The sequence below is a fragment of the Thermodesulfobacterium sp. genome (assembly GCF_030445475.1).
Taxonomy (GTDB): Bacteria; Desulfobacterota; Thermodesulfobacteria; order Thermodesulfobacteriales; family Thermodesulfobacteriaceae; genus Thermodesulfobacterium; species Thermodesulfobacterium commune.
In genome coordinates, this window is record NZ_JASUTP010000004.1 from 68,257 (window position 1) to 81,078 (window position 12,822).

Genomic DNA, 12,822 nt, shown 5'->3' on the forward strand with positions numbered 1-12,822 from the left:
AAACTTTAGATTTTTCTACATATTTATAAAAAATAAAATAACAAAATAATTGGTATAGTTTTTGCAATTTTTACAAACAGAATAAAGACAAATTAGGGGGGGTGAGATTATGAAAAAAGGTTGAAGTTTAAGGAATTGTTTGCCTCTATTTTTAAAAATATTAACAAAAAGGAGGAGATTGTATGGTAGAAGGAAAGAAGAAGGGGCTGGTTAATGAAGATTGGTTAGCTTTTTATTTAGCTGTGGCTTTAATAATAATTTCTTTTCTATCTTATTTAGGGATAGATCCTTTTGGTTGGACGGTGAAGACCTCCGAGTGGCTATCTTTTGATAAAGCTCTCGCTCCACTTAGTAAAAAAGTGGGTATTTCAGGTGGTGTATCTTTAATCTTAACCTGGTTGTTTTTAACGGTATTTTTTGCTATTGGAGCAGCTTTCTTAGGCCTTAATGTAGGAAGGTTTATTGTTGGTTTCTTTTTTGTTTTTTGGCTTAGTTATGCATGCTGGTTGTTAGGACATTATGCCTATTTCGCTGCTACAGACCCAACCAAACATAACATCCCTTGGTCTCTTAGGCTTACCGGGGAAGGTGGACTTATTTTTGCTTTAATTTTAGGTTTGATTATAGGTAACTTTTTTAGAGGTTTTGCCAATTTTATAAAAGAAGCGGTTTTACCAGAGTTTTATGTTAAGACAGGTATTGGTTTAATGGGTGCTGTTCTCGGATTAAAATCTGCACAAGCCTTTGGTCTTGCCTCTGCAGTTCTTTTCAGAGGACTTTGTGCTATAGTTGAGGCTTATCTTATTTACTGGGCTCTTGTATATTGGCTTGCAAGAAAATATTTTAAATTTAGTAAAGAGTGGGCAGCTCCTTTAGCTTCAGGTATCTCTATTTGTGGTGTTTCTGCAGCTATTGCCACAGGAGGTGCCATTAAAGCAAGACCTGTTGTTCCTGTTATGGTTTCTTCTTTAGTAGTTATCTTTGCTGTGATTGAGTTGCTTATTTTACCTTTCTTAGCTCGTGAATTTTTATGGCAAGAACCTATGGTTGCTGGTGCTTGGATGGGGCTTGCGGTTAAGACTGATGGAGCAGCTTTTGCCTCTGGTGCTATAGTGGATGCTTTAATAAGAGGTAAGGCTGAAGCGGTAGCTGGTATTAAGTATGAACCTGGTTGGATCATGATGGCTGCCGCTACCACCAAACTTTTCATCGACATTTTTATAAGTATCTGGGCTTTTATTTTAGCTTATATTTGGTGCGCACACATAGAGTGTCAAGAAGGGCAAACAGTTACCGCCAAAGAGATTTGGCATAGATTCCCCAAATTTGTTTTAGCTTATGCCCTTGGCTTTGTGATTTTCTTGATCATTTCTGCCCCCCATGCTCCTAAGGTAGGAACAGCGGAACATCAAATAAAAGCTATCCAAAAACAAGTAGAAAAACTTGAAAAACAAGCTGCTACAGCTATCGATCCTGCCATTAAGGAGCAGTTAGCTCAGCAAATAGCTACCAAAAAAGCTGAAATTGATGAATTAAAAGCTAGTATAAAAGATTCCAAAAAGATAGTTGACCAAACCAAAACAGCTACTAATGGTTTGAATAACTTGAGAACCTTTATGTTTCTCTTTACTTTCTTTACCATCGGTATTATCTCTGACTTCAGAAAACTCTGGGAAGAAGGAATAGGGCGTTTAGCAGTAGTTTATCTGGTATGCTTGTTTGGATTTATCATCTGGATTGGATTGTTGATTTCTTATATTTTCTTCCATGGGGTAAAACCACCTATAATAGGACAGTAGTTTTTGGTTGAAAAACTTTACTAAAGGAGGTTAGTATGGCAGAAGAAAAAGAAGCAAGGTTGATAGAAGAACTTCAGAAGATGCAATATGATCCATGGTTACCTATAGAAAGCAAACTGGTAAAATGGTCTATAGGTTTAGGTATAGTCCTTTTGATTATTTTAGTTTGGGTTAGTTATACTTTCTTTCCTTCTTCTCACGGATAAGATTTTAGTTAATATCTAAAAACTTAAGCCCTGAGAGGTTTTCGAGGGCCTCTCAGGGCTTTTTTGTTTTATTTTTAAGTTCTAAAATATTATCGATTTATATTTTACTCTTGACATATAACAATTTAGCTATATTATTATACAACATACTTTGTATGAGGAGGGTAGTCATGGAAAGGGAATTATTAAAAAAGATGTTTGAGTTTCATGGACACAAATGCTGGGCGTCAGCTTTAGGGTTAAGGGCTGGGTTGATTGCGTTAAGAGAACTTGGCTCCCCAAGAAGTGGTGCTAAGACTTTTTATACTATCTTGGAAACTGGATACAATCATGGTGCTGGCTGTTTTGGAGATGGGGTTCAGTATGCCAAGGTTGTACCACAGGAAAAGGTAATCTTTTAAGGAATCCCAGAGGGAAACTTGCTTTTACTCTAATTGATCCACAAAAAAGGAAACAAATAAGAATAAGTTTTAATCCAAAGATAAGAGAACAGATTGCTAAACCAAATTTTATGAAAAAAAGATCTCAGGGAATACCACCTACAGAGATTCCTGAAGAGGACGTATGGGAAGTAGTAAATCTTGTGCATAATGCCCCAGAGGAAGAAGTTTTATTTATTGGAAAAGTTGAAGACTCAAACTTTGAACCTCCCTTCGAAGTGATGGGGATGGAAGTTTGTGAGATATGTGGAGAGATGGTATCACTACCTTACATCAGATTACTTGGGACAAATAAAGCCTGTTCTACTGGTAACAAAAAGGTTTGTATAGACTGTTCAGGTTATGAAGAAGGCTTTGAAAAAAGGAAGGTATGAAAAATGACCTACCTTATTGCTTGTATAATTACGTTTATTTTTACGACAGTGCTTACGATAGCCGGGGTAGGGGCTGCGTTTATTCTTATTCCAGTTTTTGTGGGTTTAGGGGTGCCTCTTCTTACTGCCATGTCAACAGCTTTACTTTTAAACAGTATAGCTATGGCTATTGCTTCTTCTTATAATGCAAGGTCGGGGCTAATTGTTTATATAAAATAGCCCTGCCTATTTTAGTATTTGCTTCGGTGTTTTCTCCAGTTGGTGCTATCACAGCAGAACATCTTTCAAGAACCCTGCTTTTATGGCTTTTTGTTGGTTTTCTAATTTTTGCAGGGTCTATGATGCTTTGGTATAAACCCAAAAAAAAGGAGATTTCAGATAGTAAAAAGCTTATTATTTATGGAGTTGCGGTTGGTGGATTTGCGGGTTATATAGGAGGGCTTTTGGGAGTAGGTGGAGGGAATCTTATAGTTCCAGCTCTTGTTTGGCTTGGTATTGACCCTAAAAAGCCTCAGCCACCACCAGTTTTATCGTAATTTTTTCTTCTTTTTCAGGATTTTTAGGGCATATTTCTGTGGGGAACATAGACTTTTATCTTCTTGTTTTATGCGCCATAGGTTCAATAGCTGGTGGATTGCTTGGAAACTATCTTATGAGAAAAAGGTTAACTGCTCCTCAGGTTAAAAAAGTTATAGGAATAGTATTGTATATCATCGCAGTTAAGATGCTTTGGGATTTATTAAAATAGATTATATTATAATCTAACATCAAATATTGACAGCTTAGTTTTTTATTATATTCTGCCTTATGCCACATACTTTAGTGCGTATTTATTTTACAGAAGATGACGAAGCTTTGTTTGTTAAACTTTTATTTGCACTAAAATTGGTAATAGCAGGTGCTGTAGGTTCTTTCATAGGTGCGAGACTTACGAGTCTATGGTTACCAAGTAACCGCGTCAGACAACTTTTTGGAGTAGTGCTTGTAATAGTAACGTTATATAAAGTTCTTAGCATGCTTAGTCATTAAAATGTTAGTAGAACTTTTTGTATCATTTTTGAAACTCGGACTCACTGCTTTTGGTGGTCCTGCGATGGTAGTTTACATAAAAGATCTTGCAGTTGAAAAAAAGCGATGGCTTGATATTAAGACTTTTCAGGATGGAGTGGTGATAGCTCAGGCAATCCCAGGAGCTACTGCTATGCAGGTTGCAGCTTATGTAGGATTTAAAACCAGGGGAATATTAGGAGGGATTGCCAGTTTTACAGGGTTTGGGTTACCTGCTTTCTTGTTAATGCTTATTTTATCTTATTTTTATGTTAAGATACATGACCTTCCAGGAGTTATTTCGGTTTTTAACGGACTTCAAGTGGTAGTGATAAGTATTGTGGCTAACGCTTTTCTAAATTTTGCAAGACCTTTGGTTAAGTCAAAGAGTGAGATGTTGATAGGTTTTCTTTCTTTTTTACTTTTTTGGCTTAAGGTTAGTCCTTTCTTGATCATCTTTATGTGTTTAGTTTTGTCTCAGTTACTGTTTAGAGATGTTTCTATCTACAAACCAGGGAACTCAAAAAAAATAAATTTTATAGGTCTTGTATGTCTTATTTTTGTTCCTTTGATAGGCTTATTTTGTTTATATTTTGTGGATAAGACCCTTTTTACGATTTCGCTAACCATGATAAAAATAGACCTTTTTGCTTTTGGAGGAGGCTATGCTTCTTTACCTCTTATGATGCATGAATTTGTAGATAGATTGGGCTGGATTGATAACAGAACTTTCATGGATGGTATAGCCCTTGGGCAAGTTACTCCAGGACCGATAGTGATAACAGCCACTTTTGTCGGTTATCTATTAAAAGGTCTTTTGGGATCTCTGATAGCAACGATTTCTGTTTTTACCCCATCTTTTATTATCATGGCATTATCTTGTGAACTGTCAGAGAAAATAAGTCATTTAAAAATTTTTTTTAAAGCGAAAAAAGGGATCTTAGCTTCTTTTTCCGGTTTGCTTCTTTTTGTAACTGTTAAGTTTGTCACCTCTACAGACTGGAATTTTCTTAAAGCCATGATGGCCATGTTAAGTTTTTTGGCCCTTTATCGAAAGATTGATATTGTTTATATAATTCTTATTTCCGGACTATTCTCAATTTTCCTTTTCTAACAACCTTTAGTAATACTTTTTTTCACTAAGTTTCATATTTAAACGATAAAAATCTTAAAAAATTTTGCAATTTTTTGTAATTATTAACAAAAAAAATATAAAAATATTTTCTATTGACATTTTTGAAAAAATATGCTATTAAACAAACATAACTTTTGTTAAAAGTTATGTTTTTAATGTTAATATATTTAGAATGATGTTTGGTGGAGGGGGAAAATGTGGGCAAAAAAGTTCTTTATTATAAGTTTAGTTTTAAAGACTTTTTTCTTTCTCAAGCCTTTGCAGAAGAGATAAATAAGGAGGGGGTTGAAAAATCGGAATCTTTACCTGAAGTAATAGTTACTAGTGAAAAAATAATTACCCCTACCAAAGAGACAGCAGAAACAGTTTATACAGGGATCGGGATCACCAAAAAAGGTATTGAACTATCTGGAGAAAGGGGTAGTAGCAACGTTTGGTCTATCTTAAATATTTTACCAGGGGTATATTTTGAAACTCCTGATCCTGCAGGTATTTCTTCAACTCAGAGAAGTATAACGATAAGAGGTGTTTCTGGTTCCTTGGGAACGATGTCTGTTGAAGGGGTCCCTGTTTACGGAGGAAACCCTATCGGTCCAAGGGAATACATTTTTGATTTAGAAAACTTGGAGGCAATCGATGTCTACAGAGGGGTTATTCCTGTTGACCTTGGAACAGGTGCAGGAACAAGAGGGGGAACGGTTGAGTTAAAACCAAAATGGGCAAAAGATAAATTTGGGTTTGAATTTAAACAGGGCTTAGGGATGAATGATTATACTAAAACCTTCTTAAGGGTTGATTCGGGTAAATTACCGTCCTTAGGCACTAAGCTTTCCCTTTCTTATTCTTATGCAGAGGCAGATAAGTGGAGAGGCAAGGGAAAACTTGGTCCAAGAGAAAACCTAAACTTTACTTTGGTTCAGGCTTTAGGAAATAGAATTAACATAAAACTTTGGGCAAACTATAATGACCTTGACCATCATAAGTATGCTACTCTTTCATATCCAGATGCTAAGAAAGATAGATGGTTAGACTATAATGAAAACTTTACGGGCAATTCTACAAAAGATTGGTATTACTATAAATATCAGAAACTTGGATGGACAAATAAAGACTATTATGCCTTTTTAGATATAAAATTGTTAGACCAATTGATGCTTCAGATAAAACCTTATTACAGAATAGAAGAAAAAGAGGATTGGAGCGGAACTATAAGCATCTCAGGTCCTATGAGACAAAGTAAACCAGGAGTAACCTGGAGTGGATGGGAGGTTAAAAGAAAAGGGGCTTTAACTCAACTTGTTTTTGATTTAAAGTTTGTTAGAGGACTTTTAGGTTACCATTACGAGCTTCAAGAGTGGGATGACAGACCTTCTAAAAACTATTGGTTAAACCCTGATGGTAGCTTAACTTTTATTGGATGGGGTAGATTTACCAAAAGTATTTCAGATGGCTATTCTTCAAGTCCTTACCTTAAGTTTGCAGGAAACATAGGTAAACTAAACTGGCAAGCAGGTCTTCAATATATAAAGAAAAAAGACGGAAAAAATGAAGGATACATTACTCAATACAACGGAACAGTGCCTTACTTGCTAAGAGAGCCTAAACTTGACTATGGTGGAAGAAGTTATTCTGCTTGGGTCCCTTCCTTTGGTCTTTCATATTCTTTTAATGAAAAAATAGAAGTTTATACAAGCTTTGGTAAAACTTTTCAAACTCCTTATATGTATATGCCTATCGTAAACCTTTATTATCGCCTTTATGAGAAATTCAAAAAGATGGGCATAACTTTAGATGACCTGTTTAACGATTATAAGTGTGAAGAAACTTATAACTGGGATTTGGGGCTTAGGATTAGAGCAGAGAAATTTGAGTTATATCCAACTGTTTACTTCTCTAAACACAAAAACTTAAACACGCCTTTTACTCCAGGATGGAAAGATCCTGATAACCCTGCCCAGCTTCTGATTGATCCTTCTACTGGTAGACCTGTAAGTTTTAATACCTTTATCGGTAAGGCGAGAGGATATGGTTTTGAGCTTGCTTCAACCTTTCATCTTACAGATAAATTTTCCTTATTTTTTAACCCATCTTATGTAAAGATGAAATATGATGGAGACATCATAAGTGCCGGAACTCGTTATCCTGTGGATGGAAAACAAGTAATAGGAGTTCCAGAAAAGATGCTCACTACAGGACTTATAGCAAGGTATAAAGGTTTTGAAATAGTTCCCAGATTTAGGTATGTGGGTAGTTACTACGGTAATTTAGCACGTACAGAGAAGGTTTCTGGGTATGAAGTCTTTGATTTGATGGTTTCTTACAATAAAGAAGAAATAAGAAGTTTAAGGCTCAAAAACCTTAGGTTAACCGTTGAGTTTAACAATCTGTTTGATAGAAGATATATTTTTGGTACCAGCAATAACTATTACCCAGGAACTCCTTTTAATGTCTTTGGGTCTATATCCTTTAATTTTTAAAAGTAAAAAAAGGGGGGTTATAAAATGAAAAATCTTAAAAAAATTTTATTTTTAAGCTTCTTTCTCATAAGTTTAAATTTTTCCTTGGCTCAAGCAGAAGGTAGACTTTATCTTGTTAGCACCGGGGTTGGAGACCCTGATAATTTGACCTTAAGGGCTTATGAAGTTATCAAAAAAGCTGATGTTATCTTTTGCAGTAAATGGACTTGTGAAAGGGTAAAAGATTTAATTAAAGGAAAAGAGGTTTATGATGCAGGATTTGGTATTTTTCATCTTTTTTATCGAAAAGATAGAGGGAACCCTAAATCTCAGATAGAAATAAAGTCTTTAAGTTTTGATGAAAAAGAAAAAAGAAAAGAGCTTGAAAAGATAACCAAGATCATAAGAGAAGCTGTTAAGCAAGGTAAGGTGGTAGCCGTTCTTGAAGACGGTGATCCTACTATCTACGGTCCACATATATGGTATGTGGAGGCATTTAAAGACTTAAACCCAGAAATCATTCCTGGGGTTAGTTCTTTTAATGCAGCTAATGCTGCTATAAGAAAGAGCATCACCGGAGGTAAGGCCCAAAGTGTAACCCTTGCTGCAGGATTTTCTGACCTTGAGGCCCTTGCTAAAACAGGCACAAACCTTGTTATTTTTACCATGAGAATAAAAGACATAACTGAAGTTTTAAAGAAGATAGAAAAATATTACTCTCCAAAAACTCAAGTAATCTTTGTTTTGCATGCTGGTTATAAAGAAAAGGAAAGGGTTATAGCTGGAACCTTTGAAGATATCTATGAAAAAATCAGAGGAATTCAACTTCCTTTTGAATATTTAGTGTATGTGGGGGATTTTGGAGATTTTGATGAATAAAAATGTTACTCAAATTGAAATTAACTATGGATTTAAGGAAGAAAAACTGGTTTTAAAAAGAGAGATAGGGCTTATTCCTGCTATCATGCTTGTTGTGGGAAACACCGTAGGAACAGGTATTTTTACCACCTCTGGATTCATTATAAAGGAACTTAGAGATCCAGTGGCTCTTCTTTTTCTGTGGCTCTTAGGAGGTCTGATTGCTTTTTTTGGTGCTCTTAGTTACGCTGAGCTTGGTAGACTTTTTCCTCGGGCAGGAGGAGAATATGTTTTTTTGAAGGAAACTTTTGGCGAGATTTTTGGATTCCTTGCTGGCTGGATTTCGCTTATCGTTGGTTTTTCTGCTCCTATTGCTGCAACAGCTATTGCCTTTTCAAAATACTTCTTAGAACTTTTTTCCATACAAACCTCAGAACTAATCTCCAAACTTTTAGCTGTATCAGTGATTTTACTTCTTTCTTTAGTTCATACCCAACGAATTAAAATAGGGGCTAATTTTCAAACAGGAATAACTCTCTTTAAAGTTTTTTTTCTTTTTACCTTTATTTTCTTTGGATTCATATACGCTAAAGAAGGAATGACTAACTTTGAGATCGGAAGTTTAGTTCCAAAAAAAGAGGCACTATTAAGCTTAAGTTTTCCTGTTTCTCTTATCTATGTTATGTATGCCTACAGTGGATGGAATGCTGCAACCTATATAGGAGAAGAGATAAAAAATCCACAAAAAAACATTCCTTTAGCCCTTTTGTTAGGAATTTTAGTGATTGCAACTTTGTATCTGGGGACAAACTACCTTTATGTTAAAGTTCTTTCTTTTGAAGAGATGGCTGGCGTTGTGGAGTTAGGGGCTAAGACAGCCGAAAAAGTTTTTGGAAAAGAACTTTCTTTTATTTTTACTGCTGGTATTACCTTGGGACTTCTTTCTGTTTTAAGTGCTATGATACTTGCCGGACCAAGGGTATATTATGCTATGGCAAGGGATGGGGTATTCTTTAAAGTATTTTCAAAAATTCATCCAGAAAAAAAGACCCCTATTTTTTCTATACTCCTTCAAGCACTAATTGCTATTTTTATGGTTTTGACTTCAACCTTTGAAGCTCTTCTTCTTTACATAGGATTTACTTTATCTCTATGTGCAAGCCTGACAGTTTTAGGTCTTATGAAACTTAAGAAAAAATTTATTTTCTCAGCTTTTGCTTTTATTTTGGTTAACCTCTGGATGATTATTTTTACTATCGTTACTAAGCCTCTAACCCTTTTAGCAGGAATGTTAACTATCTTAGCAGGCTTAACACTGTATTATTTCAAATTTAATCAAAAATTAAAAACAAAGGGGGGTAAAGCATGAAAAAATTTATTTTAAGTTTGGTTTTTATGTTTTTAACTTTTTTGTTCTGGGTAAAGATCGGTTTTTGTCATATGCTTTGGATAGAAGAAACTGACGGAAGGTTTAAAGTTCTTTGGGGACATAAAGGGAAGGTCGAATCTTATAATCCTGCAGCAATAAAAGAAATTAAAGCTTTTGATAAAAAAGGAAAATCTGTAACACTAAAAAAAGAAATAATTAATAACCAACTCCTTCTTTCAGGTAAAGAAAAGCCTTCTTTAATCCTTGCTTCTATGGATGGGGTTTATCTGGTTACTACACCAGAAGGGAGAAAAAGAATGGATAAAATTGAAGCTCAAAAACAGGGTTTGCAAGTGGTAGAAAGTTTTTATGTGATTCAAGCAACCAAAGCAATTTTTACAGATTCATCTCTTCTAAAAAAACCCTTAGGATTAAAGCTTGAACCAGTTTTTGTAGAAACTCCATATGAAAGAAAAGACGAAGTTGTAATAAAGGTCTTATATGAAGGTAAACCAGCTGAAGGTGTAACCATTTTTAACCCTTTTCATAAAGAATTAGCTAAAACTGACACAAAGGGGATAGCAAGAATAAGGGTTGAAGACCTTAAGATGAAAGAAAATTACTATGCCTTGGTGTGTTTTTATAAGTTAAAGATTTCAGACCCTAAAGCTGACTATCTCTGGCTTATTACCTCTCTTACCTGGCAAAGATAAAATTTATAATAGGTGGGGGTAAAAGCATGAAGAAGGTTTTGTTATTAACATGTTTTTTACTGTGTATAAGTTTTTTGGAAAAAATGTTTGCTCATGAGGTTAGTTATCAGGTAAGAGAAAGGGAGGGTATTTGTGTAAGTTTCTTTTTTGCAGATAAATCACCGATGAACTATGCAGAGATAGAAGTTTATTCACCAGATGAAAAAATACCTTTTCAAAAAGCAAGGACTGATAAAAACGGGATTTTTTGTTTTATGCCAGATAAAAAAGGTATTTGGAAGGTTATAGCGAAGGGAGAGACAGAACACGGGCTTCATAGTACAGAGATTGAAATAAAAATAAAGGATAATTTAGATATAGCTCACTTTAAGAAGCCACTTATCGCTTCCCATATAAGGTTTTTTATCGCTTTTGGAATTGCAGGGTGGATTATAGGGATAACGGGTATTTATCTGTTCTTAAGGTCAAGAAAGTCTATTTAGAATTGCAAAAATATTCTTACTTCGAATAACAAAAATAAAAATTAGACTCAAAAAAGAAGAGTTCTATTATTTTTAGAAAAAGAAAAAAAGCGCCCCCAAGGGGATTCGAACCCCTGTCGCCGGCGTGAAAGGCCGGTGTCCTGGACCTGGCTAGACGATGGGGGCACAACTCTTTATATGGGCCGGGCAGGACTCGAACCTGCGACTCTCGGCTTAAAAGGCCGATACTCTACCGACTGAGTTACCGGCCCACCGTTTTTTTAAACTTTTTTAAATATAAACGGTTTCTTGGTTTTGTCAAGATATGTTTTTTATTTTTACTTCTATCTCTTGGATTTCTTCTGGGACACCTTTTAAGGCTTTAACAAAACCTAAAAGAGGATAGGCTAAAATGTCTGCTACAAAATCTTTAAGAGGAACCTTCTTTCCGTTAACCTTTAGTATCACCTTTTCTCTTTTCTGCTCTATAAAATCTTTTAAAAAACTCAAAAGCTCCTCTTCTTGCTCTATACTAAAAAAAGTTTCTTCAGGAAACTTGTTTTTCCACCACTCTATGTCTTCTTTCACCACAAAACCTAAAAGATTCTTAAGTTCCTTTTTTACTAAGTTTAAATCCTCTTCTTTATCCTTTAAGACCCAAAGTTTAGGGAGAATGTCTACATTCTTGAAGCCCTCAAACAAAACTAAGTCATATCCCCAAAAAACTGATAGAAAATAACTGTACCAGTCTTTAAAAGAAGTGAGATTGTTTTTTTGAGGGTCTAAATAAAGAGTAATTATTTTTTCCTGAAAAAGAACAACCCCAGAAGCTCCGTTTTCTCTGTAAATCCAAGTGTCTTTATTAGGTATATCCGTAAAAATTTCTTTCTCTTTACAAGATTTAACTACCCCTACCTTATATCCCTCTTCAGTTAATCTTTTAACTAAAAAAGAACCTATGGTAGTTTTTCCAGATCCACTATAACCTGATAGTGCGAGAAAACAGGGCATGATAGATGACTTTACAGATTGAATTCTTCACCAGGCTTTAAAGGATGTATCTTAATCTCAAGCCCATATTTTTTTATCTCGTTTTCTAAATCTTCTACCTTACCTGAGAGCACAGGAAAAGTCCCATAATGCATAGGGATAACTACTTTAGGCCTGATAAGTTCACAAGCCTTGGCAGCCTCTTTAGGCCCCATTACGTAATGGTCTCCTATTGGTAATAAGGCTATCTCAGGGGTATAGAGTTCACCGATTAACTTCATGTCTGAAAAGACCCCGGTATCACCTGCATGATAGATGGTTAAGCCATTTTCAAGGGTGATCACAAAACCGCAGGGTTCTCCTCCGTAGCTTCCATCAGGAAAAGAAGAACTGTGTAAGGCTGGCACCATGGTAAAACTAATACCATCTGAACGATAAGTTCCACCTATGTTCATGCCTATAGCTTTAGTAGCACCTTTCCGAAGGAGATATTGCTGAATTTCATGGATTGCGATAATTTCCCCACCTTTTTTAGAAAGGGATAAGGCTTCCCCTAAATGGTCTCCATGGGCATGGGTGATAAGGATATAGTCATAAGGACCCTGGTCAGCATCCTTAGGAGAAAGAGGATTAGTAAGCCATGGATCTATGATAATCTTTTTTCCTTTTTCTGAAACTATTTTGAAACAGGAATGGCCAAAAAAGACTAACTTCATGACATCACACCTTTAATTGAAAAAATAAAGAGCGGGCGACGGGATTCGAACCCGCGACCTGCTGCATGGCAAGCAGCCGCTCTACCAGGCTGAGCCACGCCCGCTTCACAAGAAATTATTATAATTTATTTTTTCTTACTGTCAAGAAGAAATTACTCTTCTTTTTGTTCTGTTTGGGGTTCACCGAAGCATTCAGCTAGTTTAAGAAGTTTTTCGTATTCCTGGTTTACCCTCTCCTGGATGTAGGCTATTTGTTCA

12 protein-coding genes, 3 tRNA genes and 2 pseudogenes are annotated in these 12,822 nt (G+C 35.5%); 12 read left to right on the plus strand and 5 right to left on the minus strand.

The genetic code is table 11. The features are described from left to right. Positions 1-182: 182 nt before the first annotated feature. The 12 genes and pseudogenes from PWP26_RS02855 to PWP26_RS02910 all read left to right on the plus strand — a co-directional run bounded on the left by PWP26_RS02855 (position 183) and on the right by PWP26_RS02910 (position 10,879). The gene (locus PWP26_RS02855; RefSeq protein WP_301398928.1) at positions 183-1,799 is read left to right on the plus strand and encodes a putative sulfate exporter family transporter; all 1,617 of its coding nucleotides are present in this window, start codon (positions 183-185) and stop codon (positions 1,797-1,799) included. Positions 1,800-1,834: 35 nt separating this feature from the next. Beyond that, positions 1,835-2,005: a hypothetical protein gene (locus PWP26_RS02860; RefSeq protein ID WP_287568449.1), complete on the plus strand. Its 171-nt coding sequence runs from the start codon at positions 1,835-1,837 to the stop codon at positions 2,003-2,005. Positions 2,006-2,199: 194 nt separating this feature from the next. Then, a pseudogene (locus PWP26_RS02865) lies at positions 2,200-2,819 on the plus strand (FmdE family protein). Between the two features lie 3 nt (positions 2,820-2,822). After that, positions 2,823-3,038, plus strand: coding sequence for a hypothetical protein (locus PWP26_RS02870; RefSeq protein ID WP_051754441.1), 216 nt, complete (start codon positions 2,823-2,825; stop codon positions 3,036-3,038). 26 nt (positions 3,039-3,064) lie between these two features. After that, positions 3,065-3,567: pseudogene (locus tag PWP26_RS02875) on the plus strand (sulfite exporter TauE/SafE family protein). A gap of 74 nt (positions 3,568-3,641) precedes the next feature. Continuing rightward, positions 3,642-3,848 (plus strand): hypothetical protein, encoded by a 207-nt coding sequence (locus PWP26_RS02880; protein ID WP_301398929.1) that lies wholly within the window; start codon positions 3,642-3,644, stop codon positions 3,846-3,848. 1 nt (position 3,849) lies between these two features. Then, a complete protein-coding gene (chrA, locus tag PWP26_RS02885; RefSeq protein ID WP_287568766.1) occupies positions 3,850-4,980 on the plus strand; it encodes a chromate efflux transporter in 1,131 nt (376 codons plus the stop codon). A 218-nt stretch (positions 4,981-5,198) separates the two neighbouring features. Then, a complete protein-coding gene (locus tag PWP26_RS02890; protein ID WP_287568767.1) occupies positions 5,199-7,478 on the plus strand; it encodes a TonB-dependent receptor in 2,280 nt (759 codons plus the stop codon). Between the two features lie 24 nt (positions 7,479-7,502). Then, a complete protein-coding gene (locus PWP26_RS02895; RefSeq protein WP_301398930.1) occupies positions 7,503-8,336 on the plus strand; it encodes an SAM-dependent methyltransferase in 834 nt (277 codons plus the stop codon). After that, positions 8,329-9,684, plus strand: coding sequence for an amino acid permease (locus PWP26_RS02900; RefSeq protein WP_051754445.1), 1,356 nt, complete (start codon positions 8,329-8,331; stop codon positions 9,682-9,684). Before PWP26_RS02895 ends, PWP26_RS02900 begins: the two co-directional genes overlap by 8 nt. After that, complete coding sequence (locus PWP26_RS02905) at positions 9,681-10,397, plus strand: DUF4198 domain-containing protein (protein ID WP_287568768.1); 717 nt, start codon at positions 9,681-9,683, stop codon at positions 10,395-10,397. The genes PWP26_RS02900 and PWP26_RS02905 overlap by 4 nt, the downstream gene beginning before the upstream one ends. Positions 10,398-10,423: 26 nt before the next feature. Then, positions 10,424-10,879, plus strand: a complete 456-nt coding sequence (locus tag PWP26_RS02910) for a hypothetical protein (RefSeq protein ID WP_051754446.1) — start codon at positions 10,424-10,426, stop codon at positions 10,877-10,879. 90 nt (positions 10,880-10,969) lie between these two features. Here PWP26_RS02910 and PWP26_RS02915 read toward each other — a convergent pair. From PWP26_RS02915 to PWP26_RS02935, 5 genes are all read right to left on the minus strand, one after another. Continuing rightward, positions 10,970-11,044: transfer RNA gene (locus PWP26_RS02915), tRNA-Glu, on the minus strand. A gap of 13 nt (positions 11,045-11,057) precedes the next feature. Further along, positions 11,058-11,130, minus strand: a tRNA-Lys gene (locus PWP26_RS02920). Positions 11,131-11,176: 46 nt separating this feature from the next. Beyond that, complete coding sequence (locus PWP26_RS02925; RefSeq protein ID WP_022856177.1) at positions 11,177-11,869, minus strand: molybdopterin-guanine dinucleotide biosynthesis protein B; 693 nt, start codon at positions 11,867-11,869, stop codon at positions 11,177-11,179. 11 nt (positions 11,870-11,880) lie between these two features. Next, positions 11,881-12,564, minus strand: a complete 684-nt coding sequence (locus PWP26_RS02930) for a metal-dependent hydrolase (protein ID WP_022856176.1) — start codon at positions 12,562-12,564, stop codon at positions 11,881-11,883. A gap of 30 nt (positions 12,565-12,594) precedes the next feature. Then, a tRNA-Gly gene (locus PWP26_RS02935) sits at positions 12,595-12,668 on the minus strand. Positions 12,669-12,822 lie beyond the last annotated feature (154 nt).

Bases quoted from the DNA above. Each gene is read 5' to 3' on its own strand.
- PWP26_RS02855 (WP_301398928.1), top strand. From the start codon at position 183: ATGGTAGAAGGAAAGAAGAAGGGGCTGGTTAATGAAGATTGGTTAGCT.
- PWP26_RS02860 (WP_287568449.1), top strand. From the start codon at position 1,835: ATGGCAGAAGAAAAAGAAGCAAGGTTGATAGAAGAACTTCAGAAGATG.
- PWP26_RS02870 (WP_051754441.1), top strand. From the start codon at position 2,823: ATGACCTACCTTATTGCTTGTATAATTACGTTTATTTTTACGACAGTG.
- chrA (WP_287568766.1), top strand. From the start codon at position 3,850: ATGTTAGTAGAACTTTTTGTATCATTTTTGAAACTCGGACTCACTGCT.
- PWP26_RS02895 (WP_301398930.1), top strand. From the start codon at position 7,503: ATGAAAAATCTTAAAAAAATTTTATTTTTAAGCTTCTTTCTCATAAGT.
- PWP26_RS02900 (WP_051754445.1), top strand. From the start codon at position 8,329: ATGAATAAAAATGTTACTCAAATTGAAATTAACTATGGATTTAAGGAA.
- PWP26_RS02905 (WP_287568768.1), top strand. From the start codon at position 9,681: ATGAAAAAATTTATTTTAAGTTTGGTTTTTATGTTTTTAACTTTTTTG.
- PWP26_RS02910 (WP_051754446.1), top strand. From the start codon at position 10,424: ATGAAGAAGGTTTTGTTATTAACATGTTTTTTACTGTGTATAAGTTTT.
- PWP26_RS02925 (WP_022856177.1), bottom strand. From the start codon at position 11,869: ATGCCCTGTTTTCTCGCACTATCAGGTTATAGTGGATCTGGAAAAACT.
- PWP26_RS02930 (WP_022856176.1), bottom strand. From the start codon at position 12,564: ATGAAGTTAGTCTTTTTTGGCCATTCCTGTTTCAAAATAGTTTCAGAA.